This is a genomic window from Streptomyces sp. NPDC036764 (assembly GCF_055609385.1).
In genome coordinates, this window is sequence record NZ_JBVJPT010000004.1 from 379848 (window position 1) to 399285 (window position 19438).

General features: G+C 65.9%; 16 protein-coding genes and 1 pseudogene. 8 read left to right on the top strand and 9 right to left on the bottom strand.

Going from position 1 to position 19438, the window contains the following annotated elements:
* Window positions 1–8: 8 nt before the first annotated feature.
* The 5 genes from ACZ69Q_RS19965 to ACZ69Q_RS19985 form a co-directional block, all read right to left on the bottom strand.
* A complete protein-coding gene (locus ACZ69Q_RS19965; protein ID WP_471043418.1) occupies window positions 9–497 on the bottom strand; it encodes a hypothetical protein in 489 nt (162 codons plus the stop codon).
* Window positions 498–499: 2 nt separating this feature from the next.
* Window positions 500–1078, bottom strand: a complete 579-nt coding sequence (locus ACZ69Q_RS19970) for a hypothetical protein (protein ID WP_471043420.1) — start codon at window positions 1076–1078, stop codon at window positions 500–502.
* A gap of 2 nt (window positions 1079–1080) precedes the next feature.
* Entirely contained in the window at window positions 1081–1611 is a 531-nt protein-coding gene (locus ACZ69Q_RS19975; protein ID WP_471043422.1) for a hypothetical protein, read from the bottom strand.
* 776 nt (window positions 1612–2387) lie between these two features.
* Window positions 2388–2888: a hypothetical protein gene (locus ACZ69Q_RS19980; protein WP_471043425.1), complete on the bottom strand. Its 501-nt coding sequence runs from the start codon at window positions 2886–2888 to the stop codon at window positions 2388–2390.
* Window positions 2889–2909: 21 nt separating this feature from the next.
* The gene (locus tag ACZ69Q_RS19985) at window positions 2910–3821 is read right to left on the bottom strand and encodes a hypothetical protein (protein ID WP_471043428.1); all 912 of its coding nucleotides are present in this window, start codon (window positions 3819–3821) and stop codon (window positions 2910–2912) included.
* A 650-nt stretch (window positions 3822–4471) separates the two neighbouring features.
* Between ACZ69Q_RS19985 and ACZ69Q_RS19990 the strand changes: the two genes are divergently transcribed.
* From ACZ69Q_RS19990 to ACZ69Q_RS20000, 3 genes and pseudogenes are all read left to right on the top strand, one after another.
* Window positions 4472–5593: a pentapeptide repeat-containing protein gene (locus tag ACZ69Q_RS19990; protein ID WP_471043429.1), complete on the top strand. Its 1122-nt coding sequence runs from the start codon at window positions 4472–4474 to the stop codon at window positions 5591–5593.
* 297 nt (window positions 5594–5890) lie between these two features.
* A pseudogene (locus ACZ69Q_RS19995) lies at window positions 5891–5977 on the top strand (glutamine synthetase); the annotation flags it as partial.
* A gap of 267 nt (window positions 5978–6244) precedes the next feature.
* Window positions 6245–7471 (top strand): hypothetical protein, encoded by a 1227-nt coding sequence (locus ACZ69Q_RS20000; protein WP_471043432.1) that lies wholly within the window; start codon window positions 6245–6247, stop codon window positions 7469–7471.
* A 69-nt stretch (window positions 7472–7540) separates the two neighbouring features.
* On the opposite strand, the gene ACZ69Q_RS20005 is transcribed toward ACZ69Q_RS20000, so the two are convergent.
* Window positions 7541–7984 (bottom strand): VOC family protein, encoded by a 444-nt coding sequence (locus ACZ69Q_RS20005; RefSeq protein ID WP_471043435.1) that lies wholly within the window; start codon window positions 7982–7984, stop codon window positions 7541–7543.
* On the bottom strand, window positions 7963–8508 hold the full coding sequence (locus ACZ69Q_RS20010) for a pyridoxamine 5'-phosphate oxidase family protein (RefSeq protein WP_471043437.1): 546 nt from the start codon (window positions 8506–8508) through the stop codon (window positions 7963–7965). The genes ACZ69Q_RS20005 and ACZ69Q_RS20010 overlap by 22 nt, the downstream gene beginning before the upstream one ends.
* Before the next feature lie 158 nt (window positions 8509–8666).
* Between ACZ69Q_RS20010 and ACZ69Q_RS20015 the strand changes: the two genes are divergently transcribed.
* Window positions 8667–11666 (top strand): bifunctional [glutamine synthetase] adenylyltransferase/[glutamine synthetase]-adenylyl-L-tyrosine phosphorylase, encoded by a 3000-nt coding sequence (locus ACZ69Q_RS20015; RefSeq protein ID WP_471043440.1) that lies wholly within the window; start codon window positions 8667–8669, stop codon window positions 11664–11666.
* 92 nt (window positions 11667–11758) lie between these two features.
* Here the strand turns inward: ACZ69Q_RS20015 and ACZ69Q_RS20020 are convergent, their stop codons facing one another.
* The gene (locus ACZ69Q_RS20020; protein WP_471043441.1) at window positions 11759–12718 is read right to left on the bottom strand and encodes a phosphatase PAP2 family protein; all 960 of its coding nucleotides are present in this window, start codon (window positions 12716–12718) and stop codon (window positions 11759–11761) included.
* A gap of 142 nt (window positions 12719–12860) precedes the next feature.
* Window positions 12861–13895, bottom strand: coding sequence for a LacI family DNA-binding transcriptional regulator (locus tag ACZ69Q_RS20025; RefSeq protein WP_471043444.1), 1035 nt, complete (start codon window positions 13893–13895; stop codon window positions 12861–12863).
* A 380-nt stretch (window positions 13896–14275) separates the two neighbouring features.
* On the opposite strand from ACZ69Q_RS20025, the gene ACZ69Q_RS20030 reads away from it, so the two are divergent.
* The 4 genes from ACZ69Q_RS20030 to ACZ69Q_RS20045 all read left to right on the top strand — a co-directional run bounded on the left by ACZ69Q_RS20030 (window position 14276) and on the right by ACZ69Q_RS20045 (window position 19431).
* Window positions 14276–15547 (top strand): extracellular solute-binding protein, encoded by a 1272-nt coding sequence (locus ACZ69Q_RS20030; protein ID WP_471043447.1) that lies wholly within the window; start codon window positions 14276–14278, stop codon window positions 15545–15547.
* A 110-nt stretch (window positions 15548–15657) separates the two neighbouring features.
* Window positions 15658–16662: a carbohydrate ABC transporter permease gene (locus ACZ69Q_RS20035; protein WP_471043450.1), complete on the top strand. Its 1005-nt coding sequence runs from the start codon at window positions 15658–15660 to the stop codon at window positions 16660–16662.
* 13 nt (window positions 16663–16675) lie between these two features.
* A complete protein-coding gene (locus tag ACZ69Q_RS20040) occupies window positions 16676–17581 on the top strand; it encodes a sugar ABC transporter permease (RefSeq protein ID WP_471043452.1) in 906 nt (301 codons plus the stop codon).
* A gap of 170 nt (window positions 17582–17751) precedes the next feature.
* Complete coding sequence (locus tag ACZ69Q_RS20045) at window positions 17752–19431, top strand: glycoside hydrolase family 13 protein (protein ID WP_471043455.1); 1680 nt, start codon at window positions 17752–17754, stop codon at window positions 19429–19431.
* Window positions 19432–19438 lie beyond the last annotated feature (7 nt).

Genomic DNA, 19438 nt, shown 5'->3' on the forward strand with positions numbered 1-19438 from the left:
AGGCCGGCTCACTCGTCGGGCAACAGCCACTCGTCGTCCTTGAGCTTGGGGCTCACGATGCTCTCGCCGTTGGACAGCAGTGCCCGGAACCTCAGATGCTTGCGTTCCTTGGCGTCCGTCAAACGTCCCGTAGGCAGGTAGAACGGGTGCGTCATGCCATCGAGAGCGGGCACAACCGGGGGTTCGTCGTGACCCTCGTGGAACCTCTTGCCCCTGACCAGCTCGGGGCTCTTGGACCTGTACCACCTGAGATACGTCACCAGCTCGATGCGCTCGACCTTGACCGGGGTCGTGCCGACGTTGCGGAACCGCAGGATGAACTTGTAGTCGCTCGCCTCGGGGTTCCGTTCCGTGCCCGTCCGCACGCCGGCCCGGAAGAGCGACACCTTCACCTTGGGGCGGACTCGGCGGTACGTCAGGGCCGTGAAGACGACGTTCGTGGCTGCCGCACTCGCAGCAGCGATGGCGATGCCTCGGGCCACCCAGTCAGGCTCCATGGCTACTCCCCCTCTTCCAACTCTTCGAAGGAGAGCTGTTTGGGACGGTCGGGCAACTGATCCAAGAGGGCTTGGAGTCGAGCGGTCTCTTCGGCAATCCAGGTGTTCGGGGGAGGCTTGCCGATCCACTTGCTTCGGACCTTGGTGCCGTTCGACAGGACTGCGGTCAGTCTCACCCGTGAGATAGCGGAAACCATGTGGCTGGAGTCCGTGAATGTCTGAGCCTGCCACTCGATACCGCCGAAGGGTGGAATCTCCTTCTCGTCTTCACCCTTGACAATCTTCAACTGGGACAAAGCCCCGGTTCGCCTGCGGAAGGGATTCCGGGGACGCTCGAACTCCATCCGAAGGGTGAGCCTAGCTACCTTCACGGCGGTCTGGCTCTTGTTGACGAGATGAACGATAAAGAGTCCTTCATCCGCGTCATAGTCGCCAATGGGTTGCACGTCGGGGTACCACCGAGCGTCCATGGAGACACGTGGCCGACCCCGTCGGTAGGTGGCAAGCGAGACAGTCATGTTGGCCCCGGTAAAGAGGGCACTGACCGATGCGACGATGATCGCGATGTCTCCTGAGGGCATAGCTACCCCGCCACTTCAAGATCATCAAACGAGAGTTGCCCGTTATTGGGCTCATCCGGCCTCAGTTCGACCGGCTTAGTAGGTCTCCGGTGCCACCGCCCGTGAATGAACATGCCGTTCGTTAGCTCCGCCGAGACTCTGTACCAGCAGTACTTTTCCTCGATCCATTGGTAATCGTCGAGCCAATCGATGGCAACCATCCACACACCCTTACCGAAGGGCTCGATGGCCGTGTTCGGTTTACCCAATACGAACGTAGGTACTTGCCCGAAGTAGACGCCAGCTTTCTTGAAGCGGTGTTCTCGAAAATCAACCCTGATGGTACGAAGTGTGACTGGGTTCTGACTACTGCTATGCAGGAGAACAGGGATGTGCGTCAGCTCCCCCTTCCTGTTGCCCTCGAAGACCTTGGACTTCAACATTCGGACCCTGGGTCGCACCCTTCGGTACGTGGCGAGAGACACGAGCATGTTGGCCCCTGTGAAGAGGGCACTGACGGACGCCACGACGATGGCGACTACTGCGAGCGACATGGGCCAAGGATGCCCAGCAGCAGCTCCGCTGGCCCCTCACTTGAGGAACTTCAGCGGTGCGGGCCCGGTGCTGCCGTCCGGGCTCTGAGGGGCCCCGCCGGCTCACCCTTTCGGGAACGAGATTTAAGGGTGTAGCGGTCCAACTCCCGCTGACCACAGGCGAGTTGCTGGCGCACCACCCGAACGGGTGAGCGGTGAGGAACACCACAAACCCCCGATTTTGGTTCGGACTGCGTTCTCCGGTGCGTGAAGATCCCTGTCTGACGACGGGCCTCACGACGCGGGGCTATCCCGACAGACGCCAATAGGCGGCTCACGAAGGCAGAGCAGAGCCATGACGGACATGCAGCTCTCCGGGGGCGAGCCCCCGAGGAACGCGAAGCACGAAGCACGGATGGTGGTTTTGATCTCGATCATCGGTGGAGGGGCCGCGGGCATCCTTCACCGCGTCATGGAAGAGGTCTCGTACTTTCAGGCCATGGCGACCGCGAGCGTGTCAGCTCTCGCTCTAGGCACCTTCCTCTTCATGTACCTGACGTTCACACGCCCCAACGCTTAACCGGGAGAGGGGCTCACCTTCCCCGAGCCCCTCGAAATTCCCTACGGCCGTCTCCGGCCCCTCAAGCCACGGCCGGCCTCACCCACCCACTAGCCCACCGTGATCAAGGCTCTCCGGCCTTTTCGTGCCGATATTTGACGCCAGAAATAACGGTAGGCACGGTCAGTTGTCCGTCAAGGGGCAGCGCGCCAAGATGAAGCACCCGGAGACTGACTAATCACGACATCGAATTTCTTTCCAGAATGGAAAGAGTGACTCCAAGGCCCGAAATGAGTAGCCCCACTAGGCTAGCGAACCCAGATGAAGCCACTATGGTGGAAATAGGCAAACTTGCCTTTGGGGCATCATCGGCCCCGATGCCCACCGTTGATGTAACGAGAATCGCCATAAGAAAAACACTCGTAACGAGAAGGCACTTGGCGATATCGTTGCGTGCTTTGGCTAGGTCTTGCTCTCGCCGTCGATCTCGCCCTCTAGCCTCGTTCCGAGGGGAAAATGCGGCCAGGATCGCCACCGCAGCCAAAGTAAATCCCAGCAGTCCGCTGGACGAGCCAGTCAGTGACGAATAGATATCTTTGCGCAGGTCGGGTTTGATGGCGCCAAGGAGCTGCGGGCCTGCGACAGTTTGCATAACAACCGTGGTCACCTCGGCGACGACAAAAGCGATTATGGGAATGACCCACCAGTTCCGGTTGAGTGTCACTGTCAAGCTGGACATGCCATCCCCCTGCTCCTTAGATCATCCCTTGTGCATCAGCTCCGCAGTCGAGACAGTCTCGAACACGTTCCTGCGCTTGAAGTCCTTGTATGCTTGTTCGAGTTCGTAGAAAACAGAACTCACTTGCGGCGCAGACGGAATATCCGAACGCTGTGGCAGATCAACCTCCACATTGAGGCGATCTGTGAGCAGATTAACTACCTCCATTCGATTGGTCCTTTTGTTTCGTCCCCTGACAACCATGCCTGTGAGCAAGTCGCTCGCTTGAGCCGCGAGCTCAAGCAGCTCGTCCTCAATGTGCTGGTCGATGTACTTATCTTTGGGACCATAGCGGCCCATGCCCATACTCACGCGAACGGATGGAAGTTCCTCGCCCGCCACGGCAGGCCACAAATGCCCAAACGTCCCTCGCGGCCTGGTTGCGTACTCCGGCTTAGTCATCGCCAGGTCGAACGATCGAAGCTGCCCTTCCATTTCCCTCAGTTTGCGGAATGCATCCTCATCGTAGAGCGGATCAAAGCTGACGTACTCCCTCATTCGCTGCCGCAAGAAAAACGAGAGTCGCGAGAGTCTTGGTGAGTACCTACCCATGTCATGTGCACAATATCCATCAGGCCAGATGGAAATATGAGTCGCGTCCGCCGGGTATTCATTCGCCAGTAGGGAGATTGGGCCGATCGAGCTGTCAGGATCCCACTTGAAGGGGCGATCCTCCATTCCTCGAAGTGCCAACACTCGAAACTTGACCGGATCCCCAGCGCCCCCCGGCTCTACCACTTCAACCGCGGTGATCACGCCATCCTTATCGACCATTTGGTATGAACTGTTCGCGGAGATTTCCTGTGTCAGTCGACGCGCGACAGCAGGCGGGTCAAAGGGGTCTCGGCCGGCAATGGACGCCCAGCGGTAGAAGACCAGCTTTCGCTTCAGCATTCACCCATGTTAGGAGACGTGATGTTCCTCTGTAGTTGCATCTCCCTATGAATGGCATATGAGATTCTTGTTTAAGATTGTCAGACTTGCCCCGTTTCGTTGGGTCATGCCTGTTCGGCACGAGCTGACTGCAGTATCGACTAGGGCACTGACAATGAAGCTCGCGGTCCCATCGGTGCAGGTCAGCCCTCTCGCCCGTGCACGCGTGCTGCGGTAGATCAGGCTTCATCACCGCATCGAGATTCCGCGCGGCCTGGCGCCGGCCGCCCGCCAGGCGGGGGCCCCGGTTGGCGAGGACCAGGTGTAGACACGCTCCCGCTGTCGCAACTCCGGGCGTGACACTTCGTCGACGCGCCTCGTGGCCATCCCTCGGCCAGGACATCTAGGGATGCCTTATTGAGGAAAGCGCACGTCACACGTGGTGCCAGTTCGAAGCGATCTTGAAAGCCGCCACTGCGCAAGCGCGGTACCTACGGGATCAGGCCCCGCCTCGGACGGGCCGGGGCCTTCGGGTCTTTTTCCTCAAGCCGCTGCCCCTGGCGGTCTCAGGGTTCCATGCTCCTGAAGTGGCATTCTCACTGCGGCACAAACAACAGGCCCCACGGGGCCGGTACACCCCGAACCTCCTGCCTGTTTGGATCGTGGCACCCGTGGCCCTGATAGCCGCCGGTGCTCTCGGCTGGGGCATCTACTACTACGCCTACGAGTATTTTGCGCAGGCAGCCGCTGACCAGAAGCCCTCCAAACCGGTCAACATCAACGATGTCCTCAAAGCGACTGTCACCACGCTGACCTTGATCGGTGCCGTCCTCGCCGGTCTCTATGCCTACCGCAAACAGCTCCTGGCCGAGGGCGACGCACATCGCGCGGACGCAAGCCAGCTCGCCGACCGCTACACCGCCGCCGCCGAACAGCTCGGCCACGACCAGGCCGCGGTGCGCCTCGCCGGCGTTTACGCCCTCGCCCGCCTCGCCGACGACTGGGAAGAACAACGCCAGGTCTGCATCGACGTCCTGTGCGCCTACCTGCGCATGCCCTACGAACCCGACGCGACAGAACCTGGCCACCGGGTGGGAGAGCGGGAAGTCCGGCAGACCATCATCCGCGTTATCCGATCCCACCTACAGCAGCCGGACGTCCCCACCGCCTGGTGCTCGTACAACTTCGATTTCACCGGAGCGGTCTTCGATGGCGGCGACTTCTCAGCAGTCCACTTCCGCGGCAGAGTCGCCTTCGACCGCGCGGTGTTCAGCGGCAGGGTGGTCACCTTTCGCGGCGCCATGTTCAGCGGGGGCACGGTCACGTTCAATGAAGCGGAGTTCACCGACCACACGGTCGTCGACTTCGCCGACGTGGAGTTCAGAACGGGCATGGTCGCCTTCAGTTACACGAAGTTCAGCGGCAGCATGGCCAGTTTCAATGGCGCGGGGTTCAGGGGCAGCACGGTCGCCTTCGTCGACGCGGAGTTCAGTAGCGGCACGGTCAGCTTCCACGGAGCCGAGTTCAACAGCGGCACGGTCAACTTCCACCGCGCGGGGTTCAGGGGCGGCAGGGTCGTCTTCGACGGCGCAGCATTCAGCGGCAGCTTGGTCGGGTTCAATGACGTGGAGTTCAGCGGCAGCACGGTCACCTTCGTTGGCGCTGAGTTCAGCGGCGGCACCGTCGGTTTCGAACGGTCGAGGTTCAGCGGCGGCATGGTCGGCTTCGACGGAGCGACGTTCAGGGGGACCGCGTTTCGCTGGGGCCCTCTATCGGTCCCGGAGGGCGCCTAACGACCTCTAGACCCAGTACTGACGAAGTCAGGTCGATCATGTTTTTGCCACCAGTTGCGTGTCGTCGCCCCCAGACGTCCCCCAGAGAAGCCGTGAGCGATCGAATCACCTGGTCAGGGTGATCAGAGCCAGCCCGCTGTAAATCTGCCGAGCCCGCGGCCGAGACAAGGCTCGGGCCGTCTGTGGGCCGTCGGAGGCCGGCCCAGGGCGACCGATGACGACCAACGATGACTTCTCGGGCGCCTGCCAGGGCTGCCCAGACGTCGACCACGAGAGGTCGCTTCTGGGTCGCATCACTTCCTGCGCAACAAGCGGCAGGAGTGGGAGGAGTACCGGTCCGAGGTGACCGCGTTCGAACTGCGGAAGAACCTGCCGGTGCTGTAGGGGCAGGTCAGGTCAGCTCTCTGCTGATTCGGCGGATGGGCCGGCGGACGTAGACCGTCGGCCCGAGGGCGAAATACGCCGACCGCTCGACAAGTGCCTTGGGAAAGATGATCCGCGCCGATTGACGAAAGCTTCCACAAAACGCAAGCCGCAGATATAGCAGGCGCCGAGGTTCCCAGTCCCGTAGGGCCACTCAAAGGCTTCTTGCGCTGATTACTTCGTCCGGCGGTATCGCATCAAGCTGGGCCGTCCATATCCTCAGGGGATATGGAACTTCGCCCAGCAGTGCTTCGCCCACTTGGATCGCGGGCCGGTACTCGACCCGGCCGCCAAGATGAGGCGGACTCGTGGCTGTCGCAAAACCGAGGCTGGGGTGTCTTTCTGGCTGTTCTCTTGGCGATTGACGCTTTGGCATTCTTGGGCTTCAGTCTGCCGGACATGGGTCGCGTCGAGAGTCTCATCCCCTCGCTTTCGGTCGCAATGCGATTCACGGTCTTTATTCTCAACACCATTGCCTGCATCGGCGTTGTGGGTGAGTTGAGTGGGCGGGCATGGGATTGGAAATTGTGGCCATGGGTTTTTGCTGCCCAGTTGGGGGCTCTTCCATTCCTTTTTATTCCGATCCTGATCGAAATGCGCAGCCCTGTCCATGACGGCCTGGATATCTTGATCCTGCTAATTTCGGCAGCCCTGACACTCGGCGCCTTGGCGGTTGTTTTCTTTGTGTGGGTCACCGGGATGATTCACTTCGGTGCGGCTTGGGGCTTCTTCGTAGCCCTCCTTCCGTTGGCCGGGCTCCTTCAGTTCTGGATCCAGAGCTTCTATCAGCCGGCTCATAGTCGCCCGGAAGTGAATGTACACGCCAGGATCGAGGAACTGGGCCGCTCTCGCAATATTTCGCATTTGCGGGGTACGGTCACGATTCAAAATAATGGCGAAGGAACCGTCGACTCTCTCGGATCACTGTATAAGGTCATCGGCTATGACATGAACGTCGATAGAGAGAGTATGAATTCAGCAATGGACGTGGTCTCGCCCGACCTGAATTACATGGCGGAAAGCGTGAGGCTTCTCAGGGTCGGTGATGTCTTGCCGGGGAGGGAATCCCTGACACCCGGGCAGAAGTATGAGGCGTCATTCGTTTTTGATGCCGATGCCAAGAAGGAGGGGGTCGTACGCATCATTGTGAACCTCGTCCTGATTACGCGCGAGTCAATGAAGAATGATGCTGACGGCTGTGGCTACGCCATGTGTTCGAAAACCTTGTTCAAGCGCTCCACTCTCATGCGTCAGATCCTGGACGACGGTCCTTACGCAGAGACTTACATCAAGTTCGACCCACCGGGTAAATCGACGGTGTCGGGGATTCCTTTTCTCAACACCAAATACGGGTCCACAGAGTCCGACGGTCAGCAATCTCACGTGGAAGATGTCGATGCACTGGTTCGAGACGTGACGCCGGAAGCCGTAGCCGAGTACCGGCTCAAGCCATAGCAAACGAGCCGGCAGCGTGGGGCGCGGGGCGACGTCGGCTCGACGTGCCCCGCGCCCTTTCGTCGGCTCCTACTGGTTCGCCTGCTTCGACAAGACCTCGTGCAGTGGTTCCGTCGCTCGGCGGCGGTACTCCTGGATGGACCAGCCGTTGCCGTCCGGGTCGGTGAAGTACATGAAGGTGGCGCCGTCGTCGGGGGTGTACTGGACCGGCTCGGCGATCTCCAGGCCGCGTTCGACCAGCTCGGCGTGGGCCGCCTTGATGTCGGCCACGCAGAGCTGCAGGCCCTGGTAGGAGCCGGGCTCCGGCTTGGTCTCGCCCTTGGTCATGTCCCAGATGCTGTCGCCGAGGGCGATCGAACAGCCGGAACCCGGAGGGGTGAGCTGGACGATGCGCATGCCCGGCATGACCTCCTGGTCGATGTCGACGTGGAAGCCGACCTTGTCCCGGTAGAAGTCGCGAGCCCGGTCGATGTCGCTCACGGGCAGCGGGATCACTTCGAGGGTGAAGTCCATCGGTGGTCCTCCATGGTGAATCGCCAGCGGGTCTGGCTGAACGGCTCACCCTTACCGAAGCCGAAAACCGTACGGGGCGCCACCGAAAACACGTAAGCGTGTCCCGATCCGTGCCGGAATGCTCCGTTCCCCACCTCGAAGTGCCAGAAGGGCCCGTACTTCGTCTCCCACGCCACCGCCAGCTCGCGCAGCCGGGCGTCGTCGGTGATCCGTTCCGCCACTCCCTCCACCACCAGGTCGTAGCCCTCGTTCCAGAGATTCGCGCCGGTCGTCAGCACCAGGTTCGGGTTCTCCGCGAGGTTCCTCGCCTTGCGCTCCTCCGGGCCCGTGCAGAAGTGCAGCGCACCCCGCGACCACACCGCCGGCAGCGGGGTCACATGCGGACGCCCGTCCGGCCGTACCGTCGAGATCCAGAACAGCTCGGCCTCGGACAGCAGCTTCTCCGCCTCCGGCCAGGCAGTCGCCGTGGCCGTCTCGTCGCTGTAGCGCGCGTCCAGTCGGGTCTGTGGTTGGTTGTCGGTCATCGGCCGCCTCCAGATGTGTCGCCGGACCTCTCCCTCTACAGGAAAGACCGTCCTGACCGCCGTAACTCATCGGCGCCACTTCCAGGGTCTGCGGTTAGGCTCGACCGCGTACGACCTTGATCGGGTGCGTACGACCCCGATCGGACGGGAGGGCGAGCATGACGGCGCCGGGGCGCAGGAGCAGCACCTTCACGCGGCTGCTGCGGCACGGATTCACCGACCCCTCGGCCGCCGAGCGGCTCCTGGAGAGCCCCGAGCTCGCGCCGATCCGCAACGATCCGGTGCTGCTGGAGGCCCTCGGCGCCACCGCCGACCCCGACCTCACCCTGGACGGCCTGGTCCGGCTCGTCGAGGCCCAGCCCGACCCCACCGCCCAGCGGGAACTGCTCGACACGGTGATAGCGGCCAAGCCGCTGCGCGACCGGCTGCTCGGCGTGCTCGGCGCCTCCGCCGCGCTCGCCGACCACCTCGCCCGTCACCCCGCCGACTGGCAGGCGCTGGTCACGTACGAACCGCGCGACCTGCACCCCGAGGTCGAGGAGTTCGAGCAGGGCCTCGCCGACGCCACCGACCCGGTGTCCCTGCGCGTCGCCTACCGGCGCTGTCTGCTGTCCATCGCCGCGCGCGACGTGTGCGGCACCACCGACCTCGCCCAGACCGCCGCCGAGCTCGCCGACCTCGCCACCGCGACCCTGCGCGCCGCCCTCGCCATCGCCCGCGCCGCCGCGCCCGAGGACGCCGCCCAGTGCCGGCTCGCGGTCATCGCGATGGGCAAGTGCGGGGGCCACGAGCTCAATTACGTCTCCGACGTCGACGTCATCTTCGTCGGTGAGACCGCGGACGGAGCCGATGAGGGCAAGGCCCTGCGCTCGGCCACCAAGCTCGCCTCGCACATGATGCGGATCTGCTCCGAGACCACCGTCGAGGGCTCCATCTGGCCCGTGGACGCCAACCTGCGCCCCGAGGGCAGGAACGGCCCCCTGGTGCGCACGCTCAGCAGCCATCTCGCCTACTACCGGCGCTGGGCCAAGACCTGGGAGTTCCAGGCGCTGCTCAAGGCCCGCCCGGTGGCCGGCGACATCGAGCTCGGCGAGGAGTACGTGGACGCCCTCGAACCGCTGGTCTGGAAGGCCGCCGAGCGGGAGAACTTCGTCGCCGACGTGCAGAAGATGCGGCGCAGGGTCGTCGAGAACATCCCGGTCTCGGAGCTGGACCGGCAGCTCAAGCTCGGCCCGGGCGGGCTGCGGGACGTCGAGTTCGCCGTACAGCTCCTGCAGTTGGTGCACGGCCGCGACGACGCCTCGCTGCGCAGCGGCACCACCCTGGACGCCTTGCAGGCGCTCGCCGCGGGCGGCTACGTCGGGCGCGCGGACGCCGCGCAGCTCGACACCGCGTACCGCTTCCTGCGCTCCATGGAGCACCGCATCCAGCTCTACCGGCTGCGGCGCACCCATCTGGTGCCCGAGGACGAGGCCGACCTGCGGCGCATCGGGCGCTCGCTCGGGCTGCGTGCCGATCCGGTCGCCGAGCTGAACCGCGAGTGGAAGCGGCACACGAGTGTCGTACGGCGGCTGCACGAGAAGCTCTTCTACCGGCCGCTGCTCGACGCCGTCGCCCAACTCGCGCCCGGCGAGGCCCGGTTGAGTGCCGGGGCGGCACGGGAGCGGCTGGTCGCGCTCGGTTACGCCGATCCGGCCGCCGCGCTCAGGCATCTGGAGGCGCTGGCCTCCGGGGTCACGCGGAAGGCGGCGATCCAACGCACGCTGCTGCCCGTCCTGTTGGGCTGGTTCGCCGACTCCGCCGATCCGGACGCGGGGCTGCTGAACTTCCGGAAGGTGTCCGACGCGCTCGGCAAGACGCCTTGGTATCTGCGGCTGTTGCGGGACGAGGGCGCCGCCGCCGAGAACCTCGCCCGGGTGCTGTCGGCCGGCCGGCTTGCCCCCGACCTGCTGATGCGGGCACCCGAAGCGGTCGCGCTGCTCGGCGACGGCGACGGCGGCAGCGGTCTCGAACCGCGCTCGCGCGCACACCTGGAGCAGGAGACCCTCGCCGCGGTCGGCCGCGCGGAGGGCGACGTCCAGGCGGTCACGGCCGCCCGTGGCGTGCGGCGCCGGGAGCTGTTCCGTACGGCGGCCGCCGACATCGTCGACTCCTACGGCACCGAGACCAAGCCCGCCGAGGCGGATCAGGGCGCGCTGGTGGACCGGGTCGGGGCCGCGGTGTCCGATCTGACCGCGGCGACCCTGGCGGGTACCTTGCGGGCCGTCGTCCGGGAGGGCTGGGGGGACACCCTGCCGACCCGCTTCGCGATCATCGGCATGGGGCGGTTCGGCGGGCACGAGCTGGGATACGGCAGTGACGCCGACGTCCTGTTCGTGCACGAGCCGCGGGACGGGGTCGACGAGCACGAGGCGGCCGCTGCCGCGAACCGGGTCGTCAGCGAGATGCGGCGGCTGCTCCAGGTACCCAGCGCGGATCCGCCGCTGCTGATCGACGCCGATCTGCGGCCGGAGGGCAAGTCGGGGCCGACGGTGCGCACGCTGAACTCGTACGCGGCCTACTACCGGCGGTGGTCGCTGGTGTGGGAGTCGCAGGCGCTGCTGCGGGCCGAGCCGGTCGCGGGGGACACGGAGCTGGCGGGGCGGTTCATCGAGTTGATCGATCCGCTGCGCTATCCCGCCGAGGGGCTCGGCGACGACGCCGTACGGGAGATCCGGCGGCTGAAGGCCCGCATGGAGTCCGAGCGGCTGCCGCGCGGCTCCGATCCCAAGCTGCACTCCAAGCTCGGGCCTGGCGGGCTGTCCGACGTGGAGTGGACGGTGCAGCTCCTCCAGCTTCAGCACGGGTGGGCCGAGCCGGGGCTGCGTACGACGCGGACCCGGGAGGCCCTCGCCGCCGCCTGTGCGGCCGGGCTCATTCCGGCCGAGGAGGCCGCGATCCTGGACGAGGCATGGGTGCTGGCCACGCGCGTGCGCAACGCGGTGATGCTGGTGCGGGGGCGGGCGGGGGACACCTTCCCGTCGGACGCGCGCGAGCTGGCGGCCGTGGGGCGCTACCTGGGGTACGAGCCCGGTCACGTGGGGGACATGCTCGACGCTTATCGGCGTACGACTCGGCGGGCCCGGGGCGTGGTGGACGAGCTGTTCTACGGGGCGTGACACCCGGCTCGTGGGGTTGCGCCTCGGTGCCTGTGGCGGTGTGTGGGGGTGCGTCTCGATGCCTGCGGCGCCCGTGGGGGTGCGCCCTGTGCCTACGGTCTTGTGGTGGTGCGGGGCCGTGCCGGGGGGTGTCCGTCCTCGGTCGGGCGGTTGCCGTCGGGGAGGCTGTGCTGTTCGTTGACCCCCGCCGCTGCGGGCGGACACCCCCCGGCACGGCCCTCCGTACGCGGCTCGGGCACCGCCCGGGGCAGGGAGTACGGCAGCGCTCCGTACCAGACGCGTGCCACCGTGTAGCCGAAGGCCAGGCAGATGAGGCCGCCGACTGCGTCCAGCCAGAAGTGGTTGGCCGTTGCCACGATCACGATGAGGGTGGCGGTGGGGTAGAGCAGGCCCAGGATGCGGACCCAGGGGGTCCTAGCCAGGGCGAAGATCGTCAGGCCGCTCCAGACCGACCAGCCGATGTGCATCGACGGCATCGCGGCGTACTGGTTCGACATGTTCTTCAGGTCGCCGGAGGCCATCGAGCCCCAGGTGTCGTGGACCAGGACCGTGTCGATGAAGCCGGTGTTCGTCATCAGCCGTGGGGGAGCGAGCGGATACAGGTAGTAACCGATCAGGGCCACGCCGGTGGTGGCGAACAGGACCAGGCGGGTCGCCGCGTAGCGGCCGGGGTGGCTGCGGTAGAGCCAGATCAGGACGCCGAGGGTGATGATGAAATGCAGCGTCGCGTAGTAGTAGTTCATGCCGACGATGAGCCAAGTCACCGAGTTCACGGCATGGTTGACCGACTCCTCCACGGCGATGCCGAGGTGGCGCTCCAGCTCCCAGAGCCAGTCGGCGTTGCGCAGCGCCTCGGCCTTCTGCTCCGGGACCGCGTTGCGGATCAGTGAGTACGTCCAGTAACTCACCGCGATCAGCAGGATCTCGAACCAGAGACGAGGGCGGCGTGGGGTGCGGAGCCGGCGCAGGAGTCCCCGCCCCGTCTCGTCCGCGACGGGGTGCGGAACGGCCGCTTCCCGGCCCTCCAGTGTCGTCACGGTCGTGTCACCCATAGGCACAGAGTCTGCCAGAAAAGACTTCCCCGACCGATCATCCCCCGGTTGGGTTCAGGATGCACGTTCTACGGCCCGCGTACCGGTCCGTTCTCCTACCAACGCAGGGGCGGGCATGGTGATTCTCCGTCCTGCGGACGACTTAGGGACGAACCCTGTCACCAGGTGCCGAAGCGGTCGAACCGCGCACCACCAGCTCCGGCATGAACACGAACTCGCTGTGCGGCGCGGGAGTCCCGCCGACCTCCTCCAGCAACGTGCGCACCGCGGCCTGGCCCATCGCCGGGACCGGCTTGCGGACCGTCGTCAGGGGCGGGTCGGTGAAGGCGATCAGGGGGGAGTCGTCGAAGCCCACGACCGAGATGTCCGTGGGGACCTCGAGGCCGTGACTGCGGGCCGCCCGTATCGCGCCCAGCGCCATCATGTCGCTGGCGCAGACCACCGCGGTGCAGCCGCGCTCGATGAGGGCCGTGGCCGCCGCCTGGCCGCCCTCCAGCGTGTAGAGGGAGTGCTGGATCAGCTCGGTCTCGACGACGTCCGACGGCAGGTCGAGCTGGTCCTGCATCGCGCGGACGAAGCCCTCGATCTTGCGCTGGACCGGGACGAAGCGCTTGGGGCCGAGGGCCAGGCCGATGCGGGTGTGACCCAGGGAGGCGAGATGCGTCACGGCCAGGGTCATCGCCGCGCGGTCGTCGGGGGAGATGAACGGTGCCTGGACCTTGGGGGAGAAGCCGTCCACCAGGACGAAGGGGACGCCCTGGGCGCGCAGTCGTTCATAGCGCTGCATGTCGGCGGTGGTGTCGGCGTGCAGACCGGAGACGTAGATGATGCCCGCGACCCCGCGGTCCACGAGCATCTCGGTGAGCTCGTCCTCCGTGGAGCCGCCGGGGGTCTGGGTGGCCAGCACCGGCGTGTAGCCCTGCCTGGTCAACGCCTGGCCGATGACCTGGGCGAGGGCCGGGAATATCGGGTTCTCCAGCTCCGGGGTGATCAGACCCACCAGGCCCTCGCTGCGCTGGCGCAGCCTCACCGGGCGCTCATAGCCGAGCACGTCGAGTGCGGCCAGCACGGACTGGCGGGTGGTGGCGGCGACGCCCGGCTTCCCGTTGAGGACGCGGCTGACAGTCGCTTCGCTCACCCCTGCCTGGGCAGCGATGTCGGCAAGCCGTGTGGTCACGCCACCGGACTGTACCGGCCGTATGTCGCCTTGCACACCAATCGGACGCCGTGGGCGACCTATTGGCCGGCCCGACCCGGGCTGCTGCGTCATCGCGCTCCCTTGTGAAAGTGACGGCAAGAGCTTGCAGAGTCTTGCACAAGTGGCCCGAGTGCCGCTCTACCGCTGTAAAGAAGCGTCTCATGGTGGTCGCCGTGCGGTCACACCCCGGTAACTTCCGTGTTCTCTTGCACTTTTTTTCTGCAAGGTCTTTCGTAAGTCTTTCAGCGCTGTTACGTTCACGTCGCCCGGCGGCCGCAACGGCGCAGTCGGCATGACGGCAGGGCAGGCAGACGGGGCCGCCCTTGCATCACACGGGCTTTCACCCTCAAGGAGAACTCATGCGGCGTGGCATAGCGGCCACCGCGCTGGTGGCGTCCCTCGCCCTCGCGGCGACGGCCTGCGGCGGCGGGGACGACAGTGGCAGCGACTCGAGCGGGCCGGTCACCATCACCTGGTGGGACACCTCCAACGCCACCAACGAGGCGCCGACGTACCAGGCCTTGGTCAAGGACTTCGAGGCCGCCAACAAGGACATCAAGGTCAAGTACGTCAACGTCCCCTTCGACCAGGCGCAGAACAAGTTCGACACCGCCGCCGGTTCCAAGGGCGCCCCGGACATCCTGCGCTCCGAGGTCGGCTGGACCCCCGCCTTCGCGAAGAAGGGCTTCTTCCTGCCGCTGGACGGCACCGAGGCCCTCACCGACCAGGCCAAGTTCCAGCCCAGCCTGATCGAGCAGGCCAAGTACGAGGGCAAGATCTACGGCGCTCCGTTCACCACGGACACCCTCGCCTTCGTCTACAACAAGGACCTGTTCAAGAAGGCCGGCGTCGAGGCCCCCAAGACCTGGGACGACCTGAAGAAGGCCGCCGCCAAGATCAAGGGCAAGACCGGCGTCGACGGTTACTGGGGCTCCACCCAGGCCTACTACGCCCAGACGTTCCTCTACGGCGAGGGCACCGACACCGTCGACGCCGACGCCAAGAAGGTCACCGTCAACTCGGCCGAGGCCAAGAAGGGCTACGGCACCTGGCTGAGCCTCTTCGACGGCAAGGGCCTGCACAAGGCCGACACCACCGCCGACGCCTACGCCCACATCCAGGAGGCGTTCGTCAACGGCAAGGTCGCCGCGATCATGCAGGGTCCGTGGGAGATCACCAACTTCTACAAGGGCTCCGCGTTCAAGGACAAGGCCAACCTCGGCATCGCCACCGTCCCGGCCGGCTCCGCCGGCAAGGCGGGCGCCCCGACCGGCGGCCACAACCTCTCCGTGTACGCCGGCTCCGACGAGGCGCACCAGAAGGCCGCGCTGAAGTTCGTGAACTTCATGACCTCGGCGAAGGCCCAGGAGACCATCGCCCTGAAGAACAGCACGCTGCCCACCCGTGACGACGCCTACACCGCCGAGGTCAAGGCCGACCCGGGCATCGCCGGCTACCAGGGCGTCCTCGCCGCCGCCCAGCCGCGCCCGGCGCTGCCGGAGTACAGCTCCCTGTGGGGTCCGCTGGACACCGAGCTGCTGAAGATCGCCGGTGGCAAGGAGTCCCTGGACAAGGGCCTGAGCACCGCCGAGACCTCCATCGCCAAGCTGGTCCCGGACTTCAGCAAGTGACCCCGAGTGGCCGCCGGATCTCCCTGCTCAAGGGGGGAGAGATCCGGCGGCCACCGGCCTGTGCGCCGTACACCCCCTGATCTGCTGATCTTCGAGAAGGTTGTCGAACCATGACAGTCGCCATCGACCGCGCGACCGGCAAGCGCCGCGGTGACCGCGCGCCGCGGCCCGGACTGGGCCAGCGCCTGAAGCACGGCTACCAGAAGCACTGGTACGCCTACGCGATGATCGCTCCGGTGGTGATCGTCCTCGGCGTCCTCGTGCTGTATCCGCTGGTGTACGGCTTCTACCTCACGCTCACCGACGCCAACAGCCTCAACAGCGCCCGCACCATCGGCGTCAACGAGATCGAGGCCACCTACAAGTTCATCGGCTTCGACAACTACGCCGACATCCTGTGGGGCGACACGGCGTACGACCGCTTCTGGTCGCACTTCATCTGGACGATCTTCTGGACGGCGGCCTGCGTCACCCTCCACTACACGATCGGCCTGGGCCTCGCCCTGCTGCTCAACCAGAAGCTGCGCGGGCGCACCCTGTACCGGCTGATCCTGATCCTGCCGTGGGCCGTGCCGACCTTCGTCACCGTCTTCGGCTGGCGGTTCATGCTCGCCGACGGCGGCATCATCAACTCGTTCCTGGAGACACTGCACCTGCCGACGCCGCTGTGGCTGGAGGACACCTTCTGGCAGCGGTTCGCCGCGATCATGGTCAACACCTGGTGCGGTGTGCCGTTCATGATGCTCTCGCTGCTCGGCGGGCTCCAGTCCATCGACTCCTCGCTGTACGAGGCCGCCGAGATGGACGGTGCCAGCAGGTGGCAGCAGTTCCGGTACGTCACCCTGCCGGGCCTGAGGTCCGTCAGCTCCACCGTCGTCCTGCTCGGCATCATCTGGACCTTCAACCAGTTCGCCATCATCTTCCTGCTGTTCGGAGACACCGCACCGGACGCCCAGATCCTGGTCACCTGGGCCTACTACCTCGGCTTCGGACAGCAGCCGCGCGACTTCGCGCAGTCGGCCGCCTACGGCATGCTGCTGCTGGCCATCCTGATCGTCTTCACCTCCTTCTACCGCCGCTGGCTGAACCGCAATGAGCAGCAGCTCGCGATCTGAGGCAGGAGTCCCCATGACTACGACCACTGTTGAGAACCCGGTGAACAAGCAGGACTCGGTGAAGCCGGCCACCCCGCGCGGGGTGCGCCGCGGCGAGAACAGCCGCAGGACGTCCTTCGTCTCCCACGGCATCCTCATCGCGGCCAGCCTGATCGCGCTCTTCCCGGTGGCGTGGCTGGTCTTCCTGTCGCTCGGCCCGGACAAGGACGACTACCTTCACCCCGGCGGTATCTGGGGGAAGATGACGCTGGACAACTACACGTTCGTCCTTCAGGAGACGAAGTTCCTCGACTGGCTGGGGAGCACCCTGATCGTCACGCTGGGCACCACGCTCATCGGCGTCGTGATCTCCGCGACCACCGGCTACGCGGTCTCGCGGATGCGCTTCCCGGGCTACAAGAAGTTCATGTGGGTGCTGCTCGTGACCCAGATGTTCCCGGTCGCCGTCCTGATGGTGCCGATGTACCAGATCCTGTCCGACGTCCAGCTCATCGACAACTACCTCGGGCTCATCCTCGTCTACTGCTCGACGACCGTGCCGTACTGCGCCTGGCTGATGAAGGGCTACTTCGACACGATCCCGTTCGAGATCGACGAGGCGGGACGCGTGGACGGGCTGAGCCCCTTCGGCACGTTCGGGCGGCTGATCCTGCCGCTGGCCAAGCCGGGTCTGGCGGTCGCCGCGTTCTACAGCTTCCTCACGGCCTTCGGCGAGGTCGCGTTCGCGTCGACGTTCATGCTGTCCGACACGAAGTACACCTTCGCGGTCGGGCTCCAGACCTTCGTCAGCGAGCACGACGCGCAGCGCAACCTCATGGCCGCGACGGCGGTGCTGATCGCCATACCGGTGTCCGCGTTCTTCTACTTCGTGCAGCGGAACCTGGTCACCGGGCTTACCGCCGGCGGCACGAAGGGCTGACGTCGGCTGCCGATCGTCCGCGGCGCCGTCGTGGCTGGTCGCGCAGCTCCCCGCGCCCCTGAAGGGGGCGCTGCCCCCCTTCACCCCATGAACCCGAGGCGGTCGCGGTGTCCATCCGACCCCGCTGTCATCGCGGCCGCCTCGTCACCCCGTTACGCAACAAGGACGCCATGAGCCAGCACCCCACAGCCCCGGCCGAAACCTCCGCTGTCGTCACCGTCGCCAAGCGCCGAGACTGGTGGCGGGACGCGGTGATCTACCAGGTCTATCCGCGCAGCTTCGCCGACAGCAACGGCGACGGCATGGGCGACCTGGAAGGCGTACGCTCCCGACTCCCTTACCTGCGCGACCTCGGTGTCGACGCCGTGTGGCTGAGCCCCTTCTACGCCTCGCCGCAGGCCGACGCCGGCTACGACGTCGCCGACTACCGGGCCGTGGACCCCATGTTCGGCAACCTGCTCGACGCGGACGCGCTGATCCGCGACGCCCGCGAACTGGGCCTGCGGATCATCGTCGACCTGGTCCCCAACCACTCCTCCGACCAGCACGAGTGGTTCAAGCGTGCCGTCGCGGAGGGGCCGGGCTCCCCGCTGCGCGACCGCTACCACTTCCGTCCCGGCAAGGGCGCGGACGGCGAACTGCCGCCCAACGACTGGGAGTCCATCTTCGGCGGCCCCGCCTGGACGCGGGTCACCGAGCCCGACGGCACCCCCGGCGAGTGGTACCTCCACCTCTTCGCCCCCGAGCAGCCCGACTTCAACTGGGAGCACCCGGCGGTCGGCGACGAGTTCCGCTCGATTCTGCGCTTCTGGCTCGACATGGGCGTCGACGGCTTCCGTATCGACGTCGCCCACGGCCTGGTGAAGGCTCAGGGGCTGCCCGACCTCGGATCCCATGATCAACTCAAGCTGCTGGGCAACGATGTCATGCCGTTCTTCGACCAGGACGGTGTGCACGAGATCTACCGCCAGTGGCGCACGATCCTCGACGAGTACGCGGGTGAGCGCATCTTCGTCGCCGAGGCGTGGACCCCGACCGTCGAACGGACGGCCAACTACGTCCGTCCCGACGAGCTGCACCAGGCCTTCAACTTCCAGTACCTGTCGACGGACTGGGACGCCGAGGAACTGCGCAAGTGCGTCGACCGCACCCTGGAGGCCATGCGCCCCGTCGGCGCCCCCGCCACCTGGGTGCTGTCCAACCACGACGTCACCCGGCACGCCACCCGCTTCGCCAACCCGCCCGGCCTCGGCACCCAGATCCGCACCGCCGGCGACCGCGCGCTGGGCCTGCGCCGTGCCCGCGCCGCCTCGCTGCTGATGCTGGCCCTGCCCGGCTCGGCGTACATCTACCAGGGCGAGGAGCTCGGCCTTCCGGACGTCGTCGACCTGCCGGACGAGGTCCGCCAGGACCCGGCGTACTTCCGCGGCGCCGGCCAGGACGGCTTCCGCGACGGCTGCCGGGTGCCGATCCCGTGGACGCGCACGGGATCGTCGTACGGTTTCGGCGCCGGTGGTAGCTGGCTGCCGCAGCCGGCGGGCTGGGGCGAGCTGAGCGTCGAGGCGCAGACCGGCGACGCCGACTCCACCCTGGAGCTGTACCGCTCCGCGCTCGCCGTCCGCCGCGCCCGGCCCGACCTGGGCGCCGGCGACTCGGTGGAGTGGCTGCGCGCACCCGAGGGCGTCCTGGCGTTCCGCCGCGGCGAGTTCGTGTGCGTGGCGAACACCACCGGCGAGTCCGTGACCCTCCCGGCCTACGGCCGTGTGCTGCTGACCAGCGGCGAGGTCACCGAGGCCGAAGGCGAGACGAAGGTCCCGTCGGACACCACGGTGTGGTGGACGACGGCCTGACGACGAC